This is a genomic window from Sphingobacterium phlebotomi, assembly GCF_008180195.1.
In the GTDB taxonomy this organism is placed as follows: Bacteria; Bacteroidota; Bacteroidia; order Sphingobacteriales; family Sphingobacteriaceae; genus Sphingobacterium; species Sphingobacterium phlebotomi.
On record NZ_VTAV01000005.1, the window covers coordinates 118,180 to 140,067 of the forward strand.

The 21,888-nt window shown below is 43.8% G+C and carries 15 protein-coding genes; 7 read left to right on the forward strand and 8 right to left on the reverse strand.

Going from position 1 to position 21,888, the window contains the following annotated elements:
* Window positions 1-7: 7 nt before the first annotated feature.
* The 6 genes from FXV77_RS09915 to FXV77_RS09940 form a co-directional block, all read right to left on the reverse strand.
* Window positions 8-1,459: a PKD-like family lipoprotein gene (locus tag FXV77_RS09915; protein WP_222867767.1), complete on the reverse strand. Its 1,452-nt coding sequence runs from the start codon at window positions 1,457-1,459 to the stop codon at window positions 8-10.
* A gap of 1 nt (window position 1,460) precedes the next feature.
* A complete protein-coding gene (locus FXV77_RS09920) occupies window positions 1,461-2,270 on the reverse strand; it encodes a DUF4843 domain-containing protein (protein WP_187444089.1) in 810 nt (269 codons plus the stop codon).
* A gap of 13 nt (window positions 2,271-2,283) precedes the next feature.
* Window positions 2,284-3,777 (reverse strand): RagB/SusD family nutrient uptake outer membrane protein, encoded by a 1,494-nt coding sequence (locus FXV77_RS09925; protein ID WP_148919077.1) that lies wholly within the window; start codon window positions 3,775-3,777, stop codon window positions 2,284-2,286.
* Window positions 3,778-3,820: 43 nt separating this feature from the next.
* A complete protein-coding gene (locus FXV77_RS09930) occupies window positions 3,821-7,195 on the reverse strand; it encodes a SusC/RagA family TonB-linked outer membrane protein (protein WP_148919078.1) in 3,375 nt (1,124 codons plus the stop codon).
* A gap of 88 nt (window positions 7,196-7,283) precedes the next feature.
* A complete protein-coding gene (locus FXV77_RS09935; RefSeq protein WP_148919079.1) occupies window positions 7,284-8,465 on the reverse strand; it encodes a FecR family protein in 1,182 nt (393 codons plus the stop codon).
* A 66-nt stretch (window positions 8,466-8,531) separates the two neighbouring features.
* Window positions 8,532-9,119 carry an RNA polymerase sigma factor gene (locus FXV77_RS09940; protein WP_148919080.1) on the reverse strand — a complete coding sequence of 196 codons (588 nt, stop codon included), beginning with the start codon at window positions 9,117-9,119 and terminating at the stop codon, window positions 8,532-8,534.
* 318 nt (window positions 9,120-9,437) lie between these two features.
* Between FXV77_RS09940 and FXV77_RS09950 the strand changes: the two genes are divergently transcribed.
* Entirely contained in the window at window positions 9,438-9,806 is a 369-nt protein-coding gene (locus tag FXV77_RS09950; protein ID WP_246162397.1) for a DUF4260 domain-containing protein, read from the forward strand.
* 40 nt (window positions 9,807-9,846) lie between these two features.
* Here FXV77_RS09950 and FXV77_RS09955 read toward each other — a convergent pair whose 3' ends face one another.
* On the reverse strand, window positions 9,847-11,010 hold the full coding sequence (locus tag FXV77_RS09955; RefSeq protein ID WP_148919081.1) for an iron-containing alcohol dehydrogenase: 1,164 nt from the start codon (window positions 11,008-11,010) through the stop codon (window positions 9,847-9,849).
* A 338-nt stretch (window positions 11,011-11,348) separates the two neighbouring features.
* Between FXV77_RS09955 and FXV77_RS09960 the strand changes: the two genes are divergently transcribed.
* Window positions 11,349-12,242, forward strand: a complete 894-nt coding sequence (locus FXV77_RS09960) for a bestrophin family protein (RefSeq protein WP_246162399.1) — start codon at window positions 11,349-11,351, stop codon at window positions 12,240-12,242.
* A gap of 187 nt (window positions 12,243-12,429) precedes the next feature.
* On the opposite strand, the gene FXV77_RS09965 is transcribed toward FXV77_RS09960, so the two are convergent.
* A complete protein-coding gene (locus FXV77_RS09965; protein ID WP_148919082.1) occupies window positions 12,430-13,203 on the reverse strand; it encodes a TerC family protein in 774 nt (257 codons plus the stop codon).
* A gap of 368 nt (window positions 13,204-13,571) precedes the next feature.
* On the opposite strand from FXV77_RS09965, the gene FXV77_RS09970 reads away from it, so the two are divergent.
* The 5 genes from FXV77_RS09970 to FXV77_RS09990 all read left to right on the forward strand — a co-directional run bounded on the left by FXV77_RS09970 (window position 13,572) and on the right by FXV77_RS09990 (window position 21,888).
* Window positions 13,572-14,159, forward strand: coding sequence for a hypothetical protein (locus tag FXV77_RS09970; RefSeq protein WP_148919083.1), 588 nt, complete (start codon window positions 13,572-13,574; stop codon window positions 14,157-14,159).
* A gap of 6 nt (window positions 14,160-14,165) precedes the next feature.
* Entirely contained in the window at window positions 14,166-16,286 is a 2,121-nt protein-coding gene (locus tag FXV77_RS09975) for a cation:proton antiporter (RefSeq protein ID WP_148919084.1), read from the forward strand.
* 248 nt (window positions 16,287-16,534) lie between these two features.
* Complete coding sequence (locus tag FXV77_RS09980; RefSeq protein ID WP_148919085.1) at window positions 16,535-17,122, forward strand: RNA polymerase sigma factor; 588 nt, start codon at window positions 16,535-16,537, stop codon at window positions 17,120-17,122.
* A 46-nt stretch (window positions 17,123-17,168) separates the two neighbouring features.
* Complete coding sequence (locus FXV77_RS09985; protein WP_148919086.1) at window positions 17,169-18,374, forward strand: FecR family protein; 1,206 nt, start codon at window positions 17,169-17,171, stop codon at window positions 18,372-18,374.
* Window positions 18,375-18,558: 184 nt separating this feature from the next.
* Window positions 18,559-21,888, forward strand: a complete 3,330-nt coding sequence (locus tag FXV77_RS09990) for a SusC/RagA family TonB-linked outer membrane protein (RefSeq protein ID WP_187444090.1) — start codon at window positions 18,559-18,561, stop codon at window positions 21,886-21,888.

Here is a 21,888-nt window from a genome sequence, read left to right on the forward strand (position 1 = left end):
TGTTTACTTATTTTCTCCAAACCATATCTACTGGTTGCCCGGGTATACCCTCTATTTTTCCTTGGATATTCCCATTCTGGCCAACTTGGATGTCGAGGTAATACACGCTGTTGCCTGATCCAGCGAGGAGGGTGTTTTCGTCGTCATCAAGCTTTAGCATCGTAACCGGACTGGTAAGGCTTGCTTCCAGTTCGAGAATCTGCTCGTTCAGCGGATTGTAGCGATATATTTTGTTTCCAGCGGCAATATATATATAGCCTGTTTTAGTAGCCACTAATTTCGTGTCGGCATGCATCCATTCTTGACGCGCAAAAAGACGCTTATGAAGTGGTCTGAACGTGAATGGGTTTGTATGGAAGGCGGCCGTAAATTTTAGTTCGTATACCTGTCCATCGGCATCTCGCATATAGGCATAAGTATCGGCACTGTTGATCTGCACGATCTGTACCAAATCCAGTCCGACAGCGTGCGGATCAAAAGCGTCTATCGTATTGTCCACGGCGTATTGTGTGCCAAAATAAACGGGACCTGCCTGCACAGCGAGGCGTACAAATTGACCCTTATCTTTTTCGTAGGCAATCATACTGACGTTGTTGCTGATGGTCGTCAATATAAATTGTGGCGCTAACATATAGTTTCCGACAGCGTAAGCACCAAACATTCCGTAAAGATCGTTCTGATCCCACGTGGTGGTCGTACCCCCATAAAGTTTACCGTTTATGGTACCCATGAGTACGCCTTGAAGATGGTTTTTAAGTGAACCGACTTCAATAACTTCTGGCGGGAGAAAGAAATTGTCGTGCAAGGTGCCCGGCTTGGTCGTTTCTTTTTGCAGATCATTTACGTTGAGCCGTACACCGCCATTTTTTGTAATAACCCAGTAGGCCAAGGGGAGCCCGCCACTATTCATGTTTCGGAGATAATGGATGTGTAGGGGATCGTTTGGCAATTGTTCATTGTTTATGGCTTCGTATACGTTGGGCTGCACGGTACTATCTGGTCTGATAAACGATAGTTTTGCGATACCGGCTTCTTCGCTCAGAACGAGTGATCCTTGTGAAAATTCGGTTACACCTTGGATAAAAAAGTTATGAAAATACTTCATGCCATTTTGGGTATTGGTAACCGTTAGCCTTGCGCGGTAACGCTTCGCTTGCAAACCGAATACAATACGTAGATCATTCCCTTCATAACGGTTGTGTTCGGGGAATATTTCCTCCGGTACATATAGCCGCCAATCACATTCAAGATGTTCGGAAGAAATGCCGGTAATGTGGGGCGTGATGATTAAACTGTCGCCCACGATGGCACGATACAGGGTATCCAGACCTGTTACCTCGGGCTCAATCGGCATATCGATTTCATAGTTGCCTTTATCTTTATGGCAACTGGATATACAGCCCAAAACTATTGCTACGCACGCAATAGCATATATTTTTAGTGTTTTTATTTTATACATTTTATCGAACCTCCATTCCGTTTTCATCTATAAATGTGTACTGACCGGTGCCGCTATTTCGTTTTAACAAGGTTATCCGGGCGGGATTATCTTGATGATAAAAATGATAGGTGGCTCCGTTATCTGCTGTGGTCAATAGGTATCCTTTTTCTGGATTGTCCGCTACCCAAGCAAACGGGTCGTTGAGCATCATCGTTAGCATATCCCTAAAGTAAAGGTTTCGTGGAGCGTCTGTGCCCTCCATCGTTAAGCTGCGCTGCTCGGTTACTAAGTAAAAGAGCTCATGCTTGACGCGGGAATAGCTGCCAAGCCACATATTCCACCATGCAGGTTGTTCCAGTCGGGCGGATAGGATAACCTTGGCCCGGATCCGTTGTTGGTTTTCGATACCGAGGTCGTCTGTGCCCTGTAATTTAAGAATAAGCGATACGGATTTTTCTTCTAGGTCTGGATGGTTGTACACGATGATCGGTAAACTATCGCGGCCATTATTCCCCGGCATTGGGTACAATGGCTCCAGCGGTTTATAATGTTGGTCGACTACGGCAGTCGAAGAATCCTGATCGACGTAAGCCTTATAATGTCGGTCATCCGGGGCGCGATGGCCAATAATCTGCACAGGAATATAGATGGTGTCCTCGGTTTTGCTCATATCGTATGCAAAGGTGAATATCATACTGTCCCGTAAGGCTGAATCCAAACTGAAATAGATGTTTGGACGGTGATTATACGTTTCTAATGGTGTCTTCTGGCAGGAGAATAATAGTAGCAGACTGAACCAGACTATAAATAGCGCTTTGATATTTTTCATAAAGTGAAGGGGTTTAACGCTGTCCATAAATAATTTCATCGTTCGGCAGGGGCCATACAAAGATCTGCTGGCTTGCTGGTATAGTTTCTCCTCTTAGGCCGATAATCGGCGCATGGAGCCTTTTGTAGGCATAAAAAAGTTGCCCTTCGGCAAACATTTCTTTTCGGTATTCTTTTAATAATTCCGTTTGAAATTCAGCGAGGCTCGTGACTTGTAGCTTTTCATCAATTCCTCGATTATTACGCACCTCATCGAAGTATTCCAATGCTCTTGTCGAATTTGTTTCGAACATACATTCGGCTGCGATGTAGTACATCTCACTTAGCCGAATGGCGGGGGCTACCATGTAATGGAGATTGGCAATAAAGGTGTCGCCAAGCGGATTTCTCCTGTATTTTATAACGGTCGAAAAGAAGGAATTGTTGGCACTGGCGATAGCAAACCACTGGGTATACCGCCTATCTCCACTGATATCGGAGGTTTCGTATATAGTTTGGGCATCGGTGTTCTCTAAATACATACCATGCTGGGTCGCCGTAAACCAATTGCTGTTCAGTGCGTTGTTCAAGGTGGGTGTATACCAGCTGAAAAGCAATTCCTTATAGAGTATGCGATCTTTCTTATCGTCGGCGACGGCTAGGAAATCCGTAGCGTTTGTCCATGGGAATTTTTGTGCGTTGATAATGATCAGGGCATTTTCCAAGGCCTTTTCTTTGTCGTCTTTATAGAGATAAACACGTGCCAATGCGCCACAAACTGCGTAATAGTTGAGGCGGTGTCTTCTGTTCTGTAAAAAGAGATCCGGGCTGTGGAGCTCCGTATGCTGTAAGGTATCGCTCACGGTGGGGTAATTGATGATATAGGCGGCCGAACGGATGGGATCATCGACAAGCAATTCTTTTGCAAGCTCTAGATCGTTGACAATGGAATCCAAAGCGCCACGGACGGAGGTCATCGGGGTCGTTCTGTTGGAATAAGAAGTGACGTAGGGGATGGCTTCCGCCTCGGGCGCTATTTTGTATGCAGGGGCAAACATGCGCAACGCATCAAAGTGTAGGTATCCTCTTAATGCTAGGGATTCGCCTTTGACGATGTGGTAATTATTCCCCGTAAAAAGACGTTGTTGGTTATCGATCTCTTCCAATATCAAATTTGCATTGACGATGCCGTTATAGAGTCCGACCCAGATCGAATCTTTTCTTCGGATGAAGTCGGCATCGTTATAGCGATAGTTCTTTGTGGGTAGGTACTTATAGTTATCTGCAGACGAGATCTGGTAGTTCTGGACCAAGACTTCGGGCGTACCTACCGTAAGCTCCCGTCCGTACAGATCGGTCTTTGAACAACGGGTATAAATGCCGAGAAGCGCTTCTTTGAAACCTTCTTCGGTCGAAAATAATATCGATCGATCGATTTCACTCTCCGGTTGGATATCGAGCCACTTCGAACAAGAGGCCAACCCGAAAGTGGATAGTAGTAGTAGTATGTATATAATCGTGTTTTTCATCTAATTATCTATTTGTATTCGCCTAGGTGGAAAAAATCATGAATTATAAAGATGCCTGTAAACTAAAACTGATACTCCGGGCAAATGGATAATTTATCCCGCGTTCTACCTCCACAGAGGAAAAGCGGAGTAGATCGTTGGCGGTAAGGCCTATACGAAGATTGCTGAGAGACATTTTTTTGACCAGAGAATGCTGCAATTCATAGGATAGGAAAACGGATTGCAGTGTTAATAAATTATCGGGCATCACAAACCGGGATGATACCTCTGTTTGCCCTTGGTCTTGGATGCTCTTAAAAAACGTAACATCTCCAGGTGCTCGCCATTTTTCTTCTAGCACGCGTCTATCCACGTTGTAACGCGGGTCGGCATTTTCTACCCGGTCTACGAGAGTTTGGTTATACATTTCGCCTCCCAACCGGGCTTGGAAAAAGACAACGGCCATGAACTGTTTATAACGAAACGTTCCGCCAAAGGACCCTTCGATCTTGGGCGTAGCGACGCCCACCACGTCGATATCGCGGGGATCCCAGACATAGGATAAACTGCCGTCCCGCTTCACGAACACTTCCCGGCCGTTTTCCGGGTCAATACCTAAAGACGGCGCAGCGTAAATGGCGTCTACAGATTGTCCTTCTTTAAAACGCAGCAGCGGGACACCTCTCAGATCATCGGTTTGCTGTGCGTCGTCTACACGATCGTTGTAACCGTTCAGTGCATTGGAAATACGTACGATCTTGTTGGTGTTGTGCACCAGATTTGCCATGAAGCTGACGGTCCAATCTGTGTTCTTGACCGCTATCAGGTTTGTGTTGATTTCGACACCCTTGTTTTCGATGTCGCCTAAGTTCTCTTTGTAGGACACAAACCCTGTCGAGGTGGGCAGGCTGATGTCGGATAGGAGATCGTTTGTTTTGCGATAATAAAAGCGCGGGGAAAGCATAATGCGATCGTTAAAAAGCCCCATGTCGAATCCGATATCCGTATTCTGTGTTTTTTGCCAGGACAGGTTCTCATTGCCATAGTTGTTGACGATGGCCCCGATTCCCGAAGAGTACCAATTTCCCTGTTCGTAGGTATAGGTCGTGCGCGACATATAGGGTGAAAATTGGACGGATCCTGTCAAACCTGTGGTGGCGCGTAACCGCAATTGGTTGATCACCGGATTATTAAACCAGCTTTCATTATGTATATTCCATCCTGCACCGATAGACCAGAAAGGTGCTACGCGGTTATTACTGCCAAATTTAGACGAGCCATCGGCACGCACGGTAGCGTCTAATAGGTACCTGTTGTCGAAAGAGTAGTTGGTACTCATAAAAGCACCAAACAAGCGCGAAGCTATGTAATTGCTGGAAGGACTGGCATTTTCCGCATATCCTCTGGCAAATCCAATGCTCGTAAAGCGATCATTCGGAAATCCAATAGCGGTAAAGGATCGCTCATCCAGATTTTCGGTACGTATATTGGTGCCGGCAACCACATTGAAATCGTTCTTCCCAATCCGTTTTAACCAATTTAGGCGTATATTGGCATCCCAATATAACTCGTTATTTGAGTAGCTCGTATAACTGCCTTTTTCATTGGTTCTTTCCGTAGTGTAATTGAAAAATTGATTTGCCATAGGCGATCGGAAATCGTCTCCGGTATGCATGCGTTTCATTAAACTTACCTGTCCCCGAAGCCTTAATCCGCCTCCCAGATCAAAATCGCCAGAAAGATTATTCATCACTTCGGTGTATCCTAACGTTTCGAAACTATTTAGGGTTGCATTATAAAGTGGATTGAGTACATACTCGTTGGTGCCTTGCCCTGATGCGGCTACCCGTCGCCAGGTATCTACGCGTTGGATAATATTGCCATTGTCGTCGGCCATCCGGTAATAGGGGTTCATACGAGCATATTGAGAAAAACTTCCGTAGGGGGATTCATTGCCTTTCACGACGGTGATCGCGAGTTCATTCTGAAATCGGATCTTGTTTTTTAGGTTGTAGCTGAAATTCAGGCCGCCCGAGTATTGATTACGGTCGGAACCTTTCATTACGCCCGGTCTGGTCTGGTAACGCATGTCTACACCGTAGCGAAACACGGGGGAACCGCCTTCTAAAAAGAGTCCGTGCCGTTGCCCGATAGCTGTCCGAACGGGCTGTGACAGCCAGTATGTGTCAACGCCACCTAATACATTGGCACGTTTTTGATAATAAAGTTCGTCCAGTGATTCTTGGGGCTGGCGTTGTAACGTGCCATCAAATAAGCCTGCTAATCGTTCATACTCCAGTTTTTCGGTGGCGTTGAGGAGATTGTATTCGGATAGATCGGGCATATTGACATTGGTCTCGTGGGTATAGGAAACACGGAGTTTGCCTTCTTTTGGTGCTTTCGTGGTAATCACCATCACACCGTTAGCAGCTCTCGAACCGTAGATAGCAGTCGCGGCAGCGTCTTTTAGTAATGTTACGGTTTCGATTCTGGTCATGTCCAGGTCAAGTACTTTTTGCACATTGACTTCATAACCGTCTAGGATAAAGGCAGGCATATTGGTCGTTCCGGTGACATTATCCCGCCGCAATATTTCTCCGCTTCCGCTAGGAAGTGATGAAGCACCGCGGACATTAATGTTTGGTAGCGCATTGGGATTCGACCCTGCGAGATTATTGTCTAATAATTTGAAAGAGGGGTCAAAGACCTGTACAGCCTGTAGCAGATTCTGCGGGTTTACCTGTCGCAGCTCTTCACCGCTTTTGGTAATGGCTGTTCCGGTGTAGGAGTCTCTTTTGATGACTTGATATCCCGTGACGACGACTTCCTCTACATGGGCGATTTCTTCCTTTAGCTGGATCGTATACGATAATTTATTTTCCTGCACGGCAAGTGTTACGGATAGGTATCCAACCATCGTTACACTAAAAGATTGTCCGGGAAGGACATCCGTTAAGATAAAACGACCGTCTGCATCTGCTACGGACACGATTTTACCGTTTATAGCGACACTAGCTCCGCTCAAAGGGGTGCCATCCACACGGAGTACACGTCCATGTATTGTTTGTTGTGTTTTTGTGTCTGTTGGACGAGGCGGTGTGGGGGTGCGTTTAGCGGTACGCTTTCGCTCCAAGATGATCGTGCGATCTGCGATGCGATACGAAATGTCTCTCGGAAGTAAGATCTGGTCAAGGAATGTGGACAGTGCCATGTTTTTGGCGACGATGCTTACGGGTTCTTTATTGACCAAGATATCGTTGGTTCCTAACACTTCGTAAGAAATCTGCTGCTTTAAAGCTTGCAAAACGACGGTGAGCGGTTCGCTTTTTGCCGTATACGTAATGGTTTGTGTGTATGCCGCATAGCCATACTGTAGACATACGACAAAATACAGAATTGCACTTAGCTTGATCACGCTGATAGAGTAACTTAAATTCATTAATTTGTTAAGGTTGGTCATTGGACAGTGTCCGATTCAGTTAATAATGCTTATTCACTTTTTATTTTTTCTTTGGGTAGCCTCCTTCCTATTTTTTTTCTGATATGATCAATTTATTGTCTGCAGTCATATGATACTGTATATTGTTGCTTTCCAGTATACTGAGGATGGTTGATAGTTTGCTGGAGCGAAAGGTTCCGCCGAAAAAGTCTAGGGCAGGGACGTCTCCTTCGTAAATGACGTCGACGTTGTACCATCTGGACAGGTCGTCCATTACCTCTTTTAGGGTTTTTCCGTCGAAATTAAACTTTCCTTGTAGCCAAGCAAGTTCCTGATCAACGTTGACATCTCTTTTTGAGAGCTTACCATTCTGTAGTATGGCCTGCTGTCCAGGATGAAGGAGGAGCTCTGCCTGATTGATGTTTTCTTTTATGCGTATTTCTCCTTCTGTCAACGTCGTTTTTGTGGGGTAGGCGCCCTCGTGTGCCTCGACATTGAAATGTGTGCCTAAAACGGTAATGACTTGATCGGAAGTATGGACAAGGAATGGCTGGTTTTTCTGCGAGGCAACTTCAAAGTAGGCCTCGCCCTTAAATTGGACCTCCCTGCTATGTCCTTTAAACACTGTAGGGTAGTTCAATTCGCTTCCGGCGTTCATTTTGACATATGTTCCATCCGGAAGGGTGAGGTTATATAGCCCGCCTCTGGGTGTTGTAATTTTAATCGACACGACAGATTCTGTTTCGGCAATGAGCGTTCCGTCGCTGTAATTAATGCCACTATGGTCCATGACGATCTCATTTTGCACTTCGTCCAGATTGAACACGCGGCCATCGGATAGGGTTACCGTTGCTTTGTTGTCCGCCGGTCCATAATCGATGTGGGCTGTTTTTTGTTCGTCAGTGACTTTATCTGCATTACTGAAATATACGGTATATACACCGAAAATTCCGACAAGAAGAATGCCTGCTGCTGCAAGATAACGGCTTAGCCTTGTCCTGATAAAAGGTCGACGACTCTCGTTTTCTGTACGCGTATGCTGCTGAAAGCGTGCAAACGCTTTTCGAACATCAATGGATGATAAGTAGCTATAACTTTCGGTCTGTTCTTGTATGTTGTGACATTTTGCGTAAACTTTTTGGTTTTCAGTTGAGTCGGAAAGCCATTTTTTAAGTAGTTCCGTTTCGATATCGCTAAGATCTATGTTCTGTATAGTCTTCGCGATTATTTTTCCGATGATAATCTGCTCGTTTTTCTCTTTATGGGGCATATGTTTAGTGTTCTCATTTAAGTATACCGCACGAAACTGAGAAAGTACTAAAGAAATTTAAATTAATTAAAAATTTTTTATGATAAATGCGCCAAGTAGTAATAAATCGAAGGTTTCTCGATTTAATCTGGATCGTAAAAGGCTAAGCGCCCGTAATTTTTGGTTTTTTACGGTCTGTATGCTGATCTGCATTTCTAGGGCGACTTCGCCGTTGCTTTTCCCTTCTAGGTAGGTCGCTTTGATGATCTTTTGGGCCTTGGGGGGGAGGCTCTGGATAGCGTGGTAAAGTTCACCCATCGCTTCTGCATATACGATCTGTTGGAGGTGGTTTTCTTCGATCTGCTCTTGCGAGGAAACATAATAGTCGGTACGTACGTTTCGGCGGAGGTTTGCTGTTTGGTTATTTAAACCGATGTGACGTGTGGTTTGGTATAAGGAACTTTTAAAGTGGTCAATGTTTTCAAAGTCTCGTTTTCCACGCCAAATTTTCATAAAGGATTCGTCTACAATGTCTTCTGCCTCTCCTGTTTCCCTAACAAATTGTGCTGCAAAGAGGCAAAGTCTACTGTAATAGCGATGGAAAACGAAAGAAAAAGCTTCCTCTTTTCGGTTGTTCAGGTCATCGAGTAGTTGCTGCTGATCTTCGTACTGCATGATGTGCGTTTTATTGAGCCATATCGTTTTCAGATTTAAGCTGTAAATATAAATATTTTATTTACTGTTTATTTAATATAGCCGTGAATCCCGGGCGACTCGGAATTTTTTTTGGTATCTTCGGTCTCACTAAATTTGGGCTATTGGAAATAAAGACTTGTTCAACAAAATTCCGTTGCACTATATCGCTTCCGTGCTGGGGATGTCTGCCGAAACCTTTAGCTGCATCAGGAAGCGCCAAATCGAAAAACCTTGACTTTTGTCAAGAGGATTGAAGCAGTTATTGACGATCTTTGTTGTATCAAAAAATGAAATACCATGACCAAGCAAATGGACACATTATTGAAACTCGAAGAGGTAGGGCAGTTTTTGCTGTCCATCATACTGTTTACGCAATTGGATTACGCCTGGTGGGTTTTTCCGGCTTGCCTTTTATTGCCCGATATCGCTATGCTGGGCTATGCGGTAAATCCCAGGGTAGGAGCCGTTGCGTACAATATTTTTCATCATAAACTCCCGGCGTTGTTGGTATTAGCCGTTGGATTCTGCTTTCAGATCCCAATATTGTCCTTGGGGGGTATCATCCTGTTTGGCCATTCGGCTATGGATCGAATTTTCGGTTATGGGCTAAAATACGGCGACGATTTCAAACATACGCACCTGGGCTGGATCGGAAGAAAAAAATAGATCCGGCGTTACGGCATCCTGCTCCCTAGAAACCAAACGGCTAATAACTCATCTTGACGATTTCGTATACATCATCCGGTGTCAAGGATTGGTATTCGCCGATGCCGGTCATGTTTCGCTTGATGAACGTCTCCTTTACACGTGTTGCCGTATCTTGATAATCCGTTACGTAATCGGAAAGTTTGGTATCGATATCCATGCTATGGAAAAAATGTTCCATTTGCGCGATGCCTGCGGCAGCTTTTTCATCAACGGTACCTTCGGTAATTCCCCATACGCGTGCTGCATATTGGGCCAGCTTGTCTTTTTTAGTCTCAAAATTATAACGGTAATGGGATGGGGCGACGATGGCCAACGTACGCGCATGGTCGATACCATAATAGGCCGTCAGTTCATGCCCCATCGCATGTATCGCCCAATCGGTAACCACGCCTTTCTGAATGAGGCCGTTGAGGGCCATGGTACAGCACCACATGAAGTTGGCAGCAGCAGCGTAATCAAATGCTGCTGTCATCAGTTTGGGGGCCGTTTCCTGCAGGCTGATCAGGATGCTTTCTGCAATCCGGTCTTGTAGATCGGCACCCGAAGGTACGGTCATGTATTGCTCCAGTACGTGCGTATACGCATCGGCGATGCCATTGACGATTTGCCTTTTGGGGATCGAACGTACGACTTCGGGATCCAATATTGAAAATTGTGGGAATAGCCCCGGGCCGCCAGCAGCCAACTTTTCGTTTGTTTCTTTTCTGGATATCACATACCCGGAGTTCATCTCGGAACCGGTTGCCGGTAGCGTCAGAATAGTTCCGAAAGGCATGCCTTGACCTTCTTCTGTCCGAATCCGAAGTGTCAGGATATCCCAGGGATCGCCCGGGTAACCTAATGCAGCGGATAGAAATTTGACGCCATCGATCACAGATCCGCCCCCAACGGCTAAGAGATAGGTTACTTTTTTCTCTTTAATAACGGCCAAAGCCTGTAGCAATATGTCATATTCTGGATTGGCGGGAATACCGCCGAATTCGTAAACTGTATGCTTATGCAGTGCGTCCTTAACCTGCTCGTAAATGCCGTTTTGCTTGATGCTCCCACCACCATATACCATCAATACGATGGCATCCTGTGGGATTTCGAGCGCGACTTTAGGTATCTGACCTTGGCCGAAAAGTATTTTTGTAGGGTTCTTATATTCGAAATTGATCATGTTTCTTGCGTAGTTTATGGTACGAAATTAAAGAATAAAACACATCTCCATGTTGTTTTATTGTCAATTCCGATGTGTATTTTGTAGTTTCAAAACTGCAAAATAGAAACGCTTATGCTCCGCACACCGTAGGATTGAGCGGCTTCATTCTTCCAAAATTTCAGATCGGAAACGTAGGTCCAAACAAGTCCGTGATTGAAGCTGGAGGCGGAAAGCAACTTGATATCATGGGAAAGATCCCTAAATTGTTGACATTATGCAATTACGGATCCCGGTGAGTAAGCATAATAAAAAATCAGGATTACAAACACATTCAAAAGATATTTGTTCATCATAGTATGATACTGAATTCTTCTCGTATTCCCTTACGCTACATGCTTAACAAAGTAAAAAGGGAAGTGACCACAGTCGCTATTGTAGGCTTATTTTTTAATGCCTTTACGTATTTTCTGGGTGATCGGCTTCCAGACATGCCTTTGGGTGTTCCGGCATTTTTAGGTACAGCAATATCGGTGTTATTGTCATTTAAGATGAGCCAGTCGTATGAACGGTGGTGGGAGGCACGCAAAATATGGGGCGCCATTGTAAACGATTCCCGTTCGCTCGTCATACAACTTCAAAATTATATCGACAGCGCATACGAAGACGTGATTAGGGAAGTTTCTTATAAACAAATCGCATGGTGTTATGCCTTAGGAGATTCGCTGCGGGGGCTGAATCCATTGGCTAGGCAACTGAACCTCACGCCGGTGGAACAAGATATACTTCGACATCATAAAAATGTGCCATTGGGCATAACCCAGATGCAGGCAGCCCGTATAAAGGAAGTCGCAGATAAGCAGCCAATCCCCGAATTTTACAGGGTGCAACTGGATCAGACCTTAGTGCGTCTTGTGGATTCTATGGGCAGGGCGGAACGTATAAATACGACCGTATTTCCAGTGACATATCGTTTTTTTCTGCATGCGGCTATTTATCTTTTTCTGATTACGTTATCGATTGCGATACAAGATGTCCACGCAATTTTCGAAATTCCGCTGCTGGTACTTATTGCCGCTTTGTTTTTTCTTGCTGAAAAAACCGCATACAACTTGCAAGATCCTTTCCGTAATCGACCCAGCGATACACCTGTAACGGCGATAGCGCGTAATATCGAGATTAATATAAAGCAGTTGCTAAAAGAAACAGAAATTCCTGAACCGCTAAAACCGAAGACCTTCTTTATTCTTTAAGGGATGCTAATGACAATATAAATATTTATTAACAAGTCGCTCGAAGGTTGGCGGCCCTAGCGGAATTTATCCCTTATTGACGAACTTGAGGGCCACGATCCGCGTTCCTTGCGATGGTCAATGTCCCTTTTGAATATGCTGTTGATAACGAGCCTGTTCGGTTTACAGGTTCGATTAAACCATTCAATCACTTCTCGACTTCGTCTTTCAATTTTTGCAAAGCTGTTTTTTCCGTCCGGATGTTAAGATACTCCACCAGAACCGAGAAAGCCATAGCAAAGTAGATATAGCCTTTCGGTATATGCTGGTCAAACGCCTCAGCTGTTAACGAAACACCGATAAGTAGCAGGAAGGCTAATGCCAGCATTTTGACTGAAGGGTAATCGTTGACAAATCTGGAGATTGTTGAAGCAGAAAGCAGCATAATAACAACCGCGACAATGACCGCTGCTATCATTACGCCGATTTGATCTACCATTCCAACGGCTGTGATGACCGAATCAAGTGAGAAAACCAAGTCTAAAATAATGATCTGTATAATGACACTCCGAAAGGTGATAGGCCTATTTCGGCTGGCAGATGTCTCGATATGCCCTTCTACTTTATGATGGATCTCCGTGGTTGCTTTATAAATCAGGAATAAACCGCCAAAAAATAAGATCAGGTCTCGACCGGATAAGGTTAGGTATCGATACCATGAAGGATTTTCGATATTAAATGTATCGCCCAGATGAAGGAATGGTTCGGTCAGACCCATAATCCATTTGATAGAGAATAATAAACCGACACGCATGACCAAGGCGAGCAGCAAACCAAGCTGTCTCGCTTTCTTTTGTTGCTCCAATGGGAGCTTGCTGCTCTGTATAGAGATAAATACGATATTGTCTATGCCCAATACGATTTCTAACAACGTCAGCGTAAAAAACGAAATCCATATTTGAGGGTCGGTGATCCAGTCCATAATGTATAATTGTAATTTATTGTAATAATACAAATAACCAACCAGAAATGTTTAATGCGCAACCCTAAATATGAAAATTGATGATCTTCTATTTGTTGGGATAGGTATCTCGGGATTTTTTTCATCATAAAAGTATTTTTCAAATAAGGGATACATATGCTATCAAGAGATCGTAAGTAAAGCGTTATAAACCTGCTCGGGCTGTTGCAGCGCATCCATCACCTGCTCATAAATGCCGTTTTGCTCAAGCAGGTGTTGGATGACGGGAAAGGCGACCCTGAAGCAGAAAAAACATCGGAAATATAAACGAATGATGGATTTTACAAAACAGTATGCAGTGTATAATGTTTATTAATAAAAAAATAGACATGACAGTACGCTTTTATCTAACATATCTGGTGATAATACTGCTGGTAAGCTGCGGACAAGATAGCGGAAAGCAGGCGCTCGCTGATCGTGAAAAGGCGCTTGAAAAACGGGAACAAAATATGGCATCAATAGAGGAGGAGTATCACACGTTGTTAAAGATGAGGGACAGTCTGCGGGCCAGCGAATCGATACCATTGGAAGGAGATACCGCCTCCAGTCATGAACCTTGGCCAGATAATGTATTAGGCGAATGGAATAATCGGATGGTGTGCCGTGCTTCACGTTGTGCGAACTATGTTGTTGGTGACCAACGCCATGAGGTCTGGCGATTTTATTCGGATTCCATTGGATCGTATGTTCAGGTGGTCAACAACGACGAACATACTCGCATATTTAAAGGACAACAGAACGGCAATGAAATTACGCTTCATGTCTTAGCCGATACCAATATGACTAAAAATAGTGTAACCAGACGTGCTCAGCTGGATGATATAACGCCTAGTGTAATGAGAGGTACACTTGTCTTAACAGGTAAAAATAATTGTGAAACCGTATTTTCCGTAGAATTGACACCCAGAGCAAAATAACGATATATGATGCTTGCTATTCATCCAATCACCCTTCCGATTGCAGATCCGTTAATCAAATTTTTGATTGAATTGGTTATTATCTTGTTTATCCCCCTTTTGCTGAACAAAATTAAAGTTCCACACATATTGGGATTAATTATCGCTGGAGCCCTGATTGGACCTAACGGTTTTCATGTGCTGGAACGAGATAGCAGTGTTATCGTAATTGGGACCACTGGTCTGCTTTATATTATGTTCCTAGCGGGATTAGAAATCGATATGGGCGATTTCAAACGGAATAAATGGAAGAGTCTGACATTTGCATTATACACCTTTATATTTCCCTTTATTCTGGGTTTTATAGGGGGCTATTATGTGTTGCAATTCTCCATTCCGTCATCCATTTTATTCGCTAGTTTGTTTTCGTCGCATACACTTATTGCGTATCCGCTGATTAGCGGTATGGGAATCGCAAAAAACTTATCTGTAAATATTACGGTGGGAGGAACGATGATAACCGATGTGCTTTCGCTTTTAGTACTAGCTGTCATTGTTGGGATGTCCCAAGGAGAGGTAGGTACAGCCTTCTGGGTAAGACTTGGGGTTTCTATGGCCTTGTTTTCGGCGATCGTATTAATGTTGTTTCCGATCATTGCCAGATGGTTTTTCAAACGTGTGGAAGACAAGATTTCACAATATATCTTCGTGGTTGTGATGATATATCTGGGAGCGCTTCTCGCCGAGATTGCGGGAATAGAAGCTATTATAGGGGCGTTTTTTGCTGGTTTGGCGCTCAACAGACTCATCCCCCATACTTCTTCACTGATGAATCGGGTAGAATTTGTAGGTAATGCCATATTTATTCCTTTCTTTCTGATCAGCGTGGGTATGCTGATTGATTTTAAGGCTTTTATAAACGATTGGGAAACGCTTGGGGTGGCGGCAATTATGCTCGTGGCATCCATAGGCGGAAAGTATATGGCAGCATATTTGACCCAACGGACTTTTAAACTTACTGGCAACGAAGGACGCCTAATCTTTGGCATGAGTGCAGCGTCTGCTGCGGCAACATTGGCTTCTGTAATGGTCGGTTATACGATTATCATTGGCGAAACTGCGGACGGCGAACCAATCAGATTATTAAATGACCATGTATTAAATGGAAGTATCTTACTCATTTTAGTGTCTTGTACAATATCGTCATTCGTGTCGATGTCGAGCGGACAGAAAATAGCGGATGCTGATAAGGACAATACGGTGACCGGTAAAGGTGTCGAAAGGGAACGGATTCTACTGCCGATCAACAATGAGCAGATGACAGAAAAAATGGTAAACCTTGGACTGCTTATTAAAACAGAGTCGAATAAAGAGGGAATATTTGCGCTAAATATTATCAATGAGGATAAAAAGGAGTCTTCGGTCAAAAATGCGGAACGTATTTTAGATGCGGCGGTAAAAATGGGAGCAGCAGCCGATGTCGTTATTACACCGATAACGCGGCATGATGAACAGGTGGTATCTGGTGTTAATAATGTCATTAAAGAGAAAAATATCACCGATTTAATCATTGGTTTGGAACGTGAAAAGGGATTTTCTGCGTCGTTTATTTATAATCTCTATAATGGTTACCTGACAAACGAACATGTAAATTTATTGATATACCGTGCTATTCAGCCAATATCGACGGTAAAAAACTATGTTGTTATTATTCCGCGTGACGCCGAGGAGGAACCAGGTTTTTTTCACGCGCTGTTAAAAATCTGGAACATTGCGCGTAATTCAGGGGCTACGATGACATTTCACGCTAACAAGCGGATGCTGGGCGTTCTCGAACGTATTTTAAAGAAATCAGCAATCGAAGCCGAACTGCAAGAAATGGAATCTTGGAACGAAGCGGAGAATGTATTGCTTGGATTAGAAACAGATCAAGGATTAATTGTGCTCATGGCTGATAGAAATCGATTCTCTTACACTTCTCCAATGCATGCGGTACCAGAATTCCTAAATAACAATTTGCTTCATAATAATTATATCTTGATTTATCCGTATTCGGAAGCACGAGGAAACCCGATCGAGAGGAGAGCCGTCAATAATCTTGATGATTTCGCTGCAATCGGTAAAGTTATCGGTAAAGTTTTTGGATAGAAAGCGCGGTGAGATCTTCTCGAAATGGAAAGAGATCTTCAAGAAACCCGCCTTGCTAAAAGAGGATCATCCGAAGTTATATCGTATGTTGGATCATATCTATGGTGGGGCCGCAGAATCCTGAATGTGGTATGTTAGTATTTTAGTCTACTTGCATATGCCACGTGAGTGTGCGTAATGATAACATAAATATTCGTTAACAAAACCTTTATACGAGTTACGTAACCTTGTAAGGTGAATTTTTCCTTATGAGACCACACGCCAAAGATATTTCCGATGAAGAGTTTACGGCGTTCCAGAATGGAAGCCAGCGCATTTTTCGGAAAATTTTTGATACTTATCAAAATACACTTCTTCGGTATGCGTATTCCGTGTGCGGAAAAGAGGATATTGCTTCCGATGCGGTTCAAGAGAGTTTTGTTCAATTATACCAATGCCGGTCGACGGTTGACGGCCCTAGCGGGATTTACCCTTTGCTGTTCGTCATGACCAAAAGATATCTGTTACGTGTCTTTCGTCGGTCAGTTGTGGAAGCGAAATTTAGGGATGAGCTTAGTAACAGCTGGGATGAACGTTGTACGGCAACAACCGATGAACTTGATGTCAATGATCTGCGTTCCTTGCTATCGGAATTGGTAGAACAGCTGCCTGATAAACAAAAGAAGATATTTCAACTGAATAAATTTGCAGGTTACTCTTACGAAGAGATTTCTGAACTGACGGGAACCTCCAAAAATACTGTGAAAAACCAATTAATAAGCGCGTCGCGAAAAATAAGGCTGAGCTTGCACAAGCTGTACGCTTTTATTTTTTTAATTTATTTCTTTCATCAGTAGTCCTTCTATCAGCTTAAGGTAATTATAGTTATAAAGGACTATAATATTGGAAAAAGATAAGCTATATCTCTTAGTTCAGCGGTACCGTGAGGGAACGATAACAGACCAGGAACTGAAACAACTGAAAACATATATTCATCAGGAATCTTCGGATCACCTATTGGAGGATATTTTTGACGAACTTTCTGACAAAGCACCTTTAGTGTGGCGGACGAGTGAAAATGCGAACGAGCGTTATGACGTGATTCAGCAAAAAATAAATAAACAATATAGTGACGCACCGCACAAACGTATTAGAAAACATACTTTTTTGAGAAATGTAGCTGCTACAGTACTTTTTGTACTGATGGGAATCACGGCCCTTCTCCTTAAAAACACATATTTATTGGACCAGCACAAAGAAGAAACGGATCGGGAGCAGAAAGAATGGTCGGCAATTGTTCCCGGAACGAACAAAGCCAAAATCGTATTGGAAAACGGTCAGGAAATCGATCTGGAGAAACTTGCGGATAATACGTCAGTAATGATGGATGGATATTCGCTGACGAAAAATAAGAAAGGGGAAATTTCCTATAAGATGTCAGGTGGAAAAATGCCCAAAAGTGGTTTATACAATACTATTATTGTACCACGGGGTGGCGAATATAAACTGAATTTGCCGGATGGCACTGAAGTCTGGTTAAACGCAGCGAGCAGTCTCCGCTATCCATTGAATTTTGGAGAGTCGGCTAGAAAAGTTGAACTCACCGGCGAGGCTTATTTTAGTGTCGTTAAGAAAACCGTTGGTACAAAAAAACTACCTTTTATCGTACAGGTGGGCGAGCAGGAATTAGAGGTGCTGGGGACGGCGTTTAACGTAAATAGTTATGTCGATAAGATAAAAACAACCCTGGTCGAAGGGGCAGTTCAATTACGATTTCCTAACAGCAGGAGGGAAAAGCTCCTGCCCAACCAACAATCTATTTACAGCACACGATCAGGGAAAATCCATGTAGAAGAAATAAATCCATACTACACCATAGCTTGGCGGAGTGGCTCGTTCGCTTTTAACAATGCACCGCTGGGAGAGGTTTTGGACTGTCTGTCCCGATGGTACGACGTTTCTTTTGAATATGCTGTGGATAAAGAATCTGTTCGGTTTACAGGCTCGATCTCCCGCTACGAAAATATAGAGAAACTGTTGGGATTGATTGAAATGACAAACAGTGTAAAATTTGAGGTAAAAGAAAGGAGGATTATAGTCAGTAGATAGACACGGAAGACGTATTTATGGAGAAGTAATTATCAGGAGCGCCGCGAACGCTCCCGATAATATAGTAAAAATGTTGATCAACGATTGCATAAGTAAAAAACAACCGCAATAGCAAATGTATAAAAAAAATAGTATTTCAATACGTAGGAAAGGTTCTATTCCTCGAATAAACAGGCTTTTGCCCATGAAATTAGCACTTTTAGTAATGTGCGCAACAACAATACAGGTCAGCGCAATGACTTTTGGCCAGACCATTACGTTGAAGCGAAAGAATGCGAAGATGACCGATGTGCTACAGGAGGTCCAAAAGCAAAGCGGCTATCATATTTTTTATGATGCGGCATTGGTGCCACCGGATTTGAAATTGGATGTCGATTTACGGGGATTATCGTTACAGGCGGCTCTTTCGAAAATTTTGACTGCTTATTATATCGATTATAATGTCGTAGATAAGAATGTTATCCTAACGGAAGGCAAAAAGATAACAGTGGTACATGGCGTCAAACAGGCTCCAGCGGAAGTATACCAACAAGCCGTCGTAAAAGGGCGTGTAAGAAATGTTGGCGGGATAGGGTTAGCCAATGTTTCGGTGATGGAAAAACAGACAGATAACCGTACAGTTACCGACGAACAGGGATATTTTGAGCTACGTGTTTCTAATTCGCCTGCGGTGGTCACTTTTTCCTCTGTGGGGTTCCAACGGCAGGAAGTTACGATTGTTGAGGGAAGGGAGGTGATCGTCGAAATGGTTCCCGCCATCACCGAGATGGATGAGGTTGTGGTGGTCGGATACGGCACGCAGCGCCGGAGTGACCTCACGGGATCTGTATCCAGTATCAAGGCAGAGCAATTGAGCGTGGCGCCCATAGGGCAGTTGTCCAATTCTCTTCAGGGGCTGTCGTCTGGACTTGAAATCGTCTCAGGAGGAGGGTCTCCAGCAGAAGAACCTACTATACAGATTCGGGGCACAGGCAGTGTAAATTCATCTAATCCATTAATTGTTATTGACGGTGTGCCTTCTGGAAAATTGACGGATATCAATCCCAATGATATTGAACAGATAGAAGTATTAAAAGACGCCTCCTCCGCGGCAATTTACGGTACGCGTGCGGCCAATGGAGTTATTTTGGTAACCACGAAACGAGGTAAACTGGGGCAGCCGGCGCAATACAGTGTCAACTTGTATTCGGGGATTACCAGTGTAAATAATAAACTCGATTTACTTCGTGCGGAAGACCTTGTCATGCTTAAAAAGGAACGCTATAGCAATGATGGAATCGCAGAAAATGTCTTTTGGAACGACGCTTATTATGCGCAAGATCGTACCGACTGGCAAAACGAGCTTTTCCAAACGGGTAGGTTGGAGAATCTCGATTTAAGCATCAGAAGCGGTGGAGAGAAGTCATCTTATCTGACCAGTCTGGGGTATTATAACGAAAAAGGGATTATGTTAAGTTCTAAATTTCGTAGGTTATCGGCACGGGTCAATTCCAATCATGTGATTTCCGATAAGCTGAAATTAGTACAGAACTTTCAATATAACTATCGGAACTGGTATAGCCCGTCTACGAGTTCGGTATATAGCGGTGTGCTGTGGCAGGCTCTTCGTTTTAACCCCGCGATTCCGGTGATGGATGAAAATGGGGAGTGGGGAACGGCATCGGCAAATAATGAGCTTGGTGACATCAACAATCCTATCTACGAGCTTTCAACAGAGGATAGGACAAAACACAACCATAATATGTTGGCTTCCGTAACCCTGGAGTATGCGGTTACGGGCGATTTGAAATGGAAAGGCAATGTTGGGTTTGAGGGAAACCTGTATGAATCGCGGGATTTCTTCCCAAGCGTAACCCAACAGATGAGAAGGCGTAATGACGCAGAGCTGGGCATTACCAACCAAAAAAGTTATACGGTTTTGGGCGAAACGTATTTAGATTATAGCCGGGCTTTTGGTAGTCATCATCTCGATGCGGTAGCCGGGGTTTCTATGCAGTCTAAAAACGGCAGTTTCCAAACGGTGAAAAAGATAGGTTATGCAGATGAAAGTTTAGACCAGATTGTATTTGATAACGGCGCGACGATGAACAGCATCATCGGAAACTATGATGTGCCACAAAAACTTGCTTCGGCTTTTGCTAGGCTTAACTACGGCTACGCGAATAAATATCTTTTAACCATGACAATGCGGAGTGACGGCTCTTCTAAATTTATGCCTGGCAGCAGATGGGGGTATTTTCCTGGATTTTCTGCAGGCTGGCGGATATCGGAGGAAAATTTCATGAACGATATATCCTTTCTGGATGATCTAAAGATCAAAGGGGGATGGGGAATGTTGGGCAACCAGGAAGTGGCCGATTTGCAATACCTCACCATCATCAAAAGGAATATCGACTACGGCAATAAATATACGTTCGGCGCTGACCAAGTTGGCGGATCCCGCATTACGAGCCTTGCTAACCCATTCATTACCTGGGAAAAAACGGCAATGACCAATTTAGGGGTAGATGCCATTTTATTCCATGGTAGCTTGACGGCAAATGTCACCTGGTTTGATAAAAGAACAAGTGATATGCTCATCCCCGCAGTGGTCATTGGTACCGTAGGCAGGGCAACTATTCCAGATTCCAATATAGGGGAGATGCGTAACTGGGGCTGGGAAATAGAATTGGGACACCAGAAACAATTAGATAACGGCTTTGCTTATAATTTAGGTTTCAATCTCACTCTCCTTAAAAATAAGGTAACCAAGCTCTATGGGAACAATAATTACATAGGCTCTCTTTTCTACGGACGTCAGTCTCAGGAGATTTCCCGCACCTACGAAGATATGCCTTTGGCATCCTTTTTTGGCTGGAAGACCGATGGTCTTTATCAAAATCAAGCCGAAATCGATGCTGATGTGCACATTAATAATGACGAACGAAGAGGAGATATACAACCCGGCGACGTCAGGTTTGTGGATATCAATGGCGACGGACAGATTGATGAGCAAGACCGGGTATATCTTGGTGATCCAAACCCGGATGCAATTCTGGGATTGCAGTTGGGCGTGGGATATAAAGGTTGGATGTTGCATGCAAACCTAACGGGGAGTTTTGGTGGACAGCTTTATAACGCCGATCGTATGCAGGGGCTTGACCCTACGTATTCGTATAATATGTACGCCGAAGCATTAGACCGTTGGCATGGCGAAGGTACGAGCAACACGATTCCCCGTATGAGCACGCAACGGACCAATTTAAACCATCGGACGTCCGATCTTTTTGTGGAGAATGGAAATTTTGTAAAGTTGAAAACGCTGACGTTATCATACAAGATACCGACCTCGAAAAGAAACTTTATCCGGGAAATGAATGTGTACGTCATGGGGGAAAACCTTTTTGTGATAAGCGCTTATAAAGGATATAATCCGGAAATAGGCTATTCCGATGGAAATCTGCAACGTGGGGTGGATTACGCGAACTTTCCATTTAGCAGAAAAATTAATTTGGGTCTTAGATTTGATTTTTAA

Bases quoted from the DNA above. Each gene is read 5' to 3' on its own strand.
- FXV77_RS09925 (WP_148919077.1), bottom strand. From the start codon at position 3,777: ATGAAAAACACGATTATATACATACTACTACTACTATCCACTTTCGGG.
- FXV77_RS09970 (WP_148919083.1), top strand. From the start codon at position 13,572: ATGACAGTACGCTTTTATCTAACATATCTGGTGATAATACTGCTGGTA.
- FXV77_RS09950 (WP_246162397.1), top strand. From the start codon at position 9,438: ATGACCAAGCAAATGGACACATTATTGAAACTCGAAGAGGTAGGGCAG.
- FXV77_RS09975 (WP_148919084.1), top strand. From the start codon at position 14,166: ATGATGCTTGCTATTCATCCAATCACCCTTCCGATTGCAGATCCGTTA.
- FXV77_RS09915 (WP_222867767.1), bottom strand. From the start codon at position 1,459: ATGTATAAAATAAAAACACTAAAAATATATGCTATTGCGTGCGTAGCA.
- FXV77_RS09955 (WP_148919081.1), bottom strand. From the start codon at position 11,010: ATGATCAATTTCGAATATAAGAACCCTACAAAAATACTTTTCGGCCAA.
- FXV77_RS09935 (WP_148919079.1), bottom strand. From the start codon at position 8,465: ATGCCCCATAAAGAGAAAAACGAGCAGATTATCATCGGAAAAATAATC.
- FXV77_RS09965 (WP_148919082.1), bottom strand. From the start codon at position 13,203: ATGGACTGGATCACCGACCCTCAAATATGGATTTCGTTTTTTACGCTG.
- FXV77_RS09960 (WP_246162399.1), top strand. From the start codon at position 11,349: ATGATACTGAATTCTTCTCGTATTCCCTTACGCTACATGCTTAACAAA.
- FXV77_RS09990 (WP_187444090.1), top strand. From the start codon at position 18,559: ATGAAATTAGCACTTTTAGTAATGTGCGCAACAACAATACAGGTCAGC.
- FXV77_RS09940 (WP_148919080.1), bottom strand. From the start codon at position 9,119: ATGCAGTACGAAGATCAGCAGCAACTACTCGATGACCTGAACAACCGA.
- FXV77_RS09930 (WP_148919078.1), bottom strand. From the start codon at position 7,195: ATGAATTTAAGTTACTCTATCAGCGTGATCAAGCTAAGTGCAATTCTG.
- FXV77_RS09920 (WP_187444089.1), bottom strand. From the start codon at position 2,270: ATGAAAAATATCAAAGCGCTATTTATAGTCTGGTTCAGTCTGCTACTA.
- FXV77_RS09980 (WP_148919085.1), top strand. From the start codon at position 16,535: ATGAGACCACACGCCAAAGATATTTCCGATGAAGAGTTTACGGCGTTC.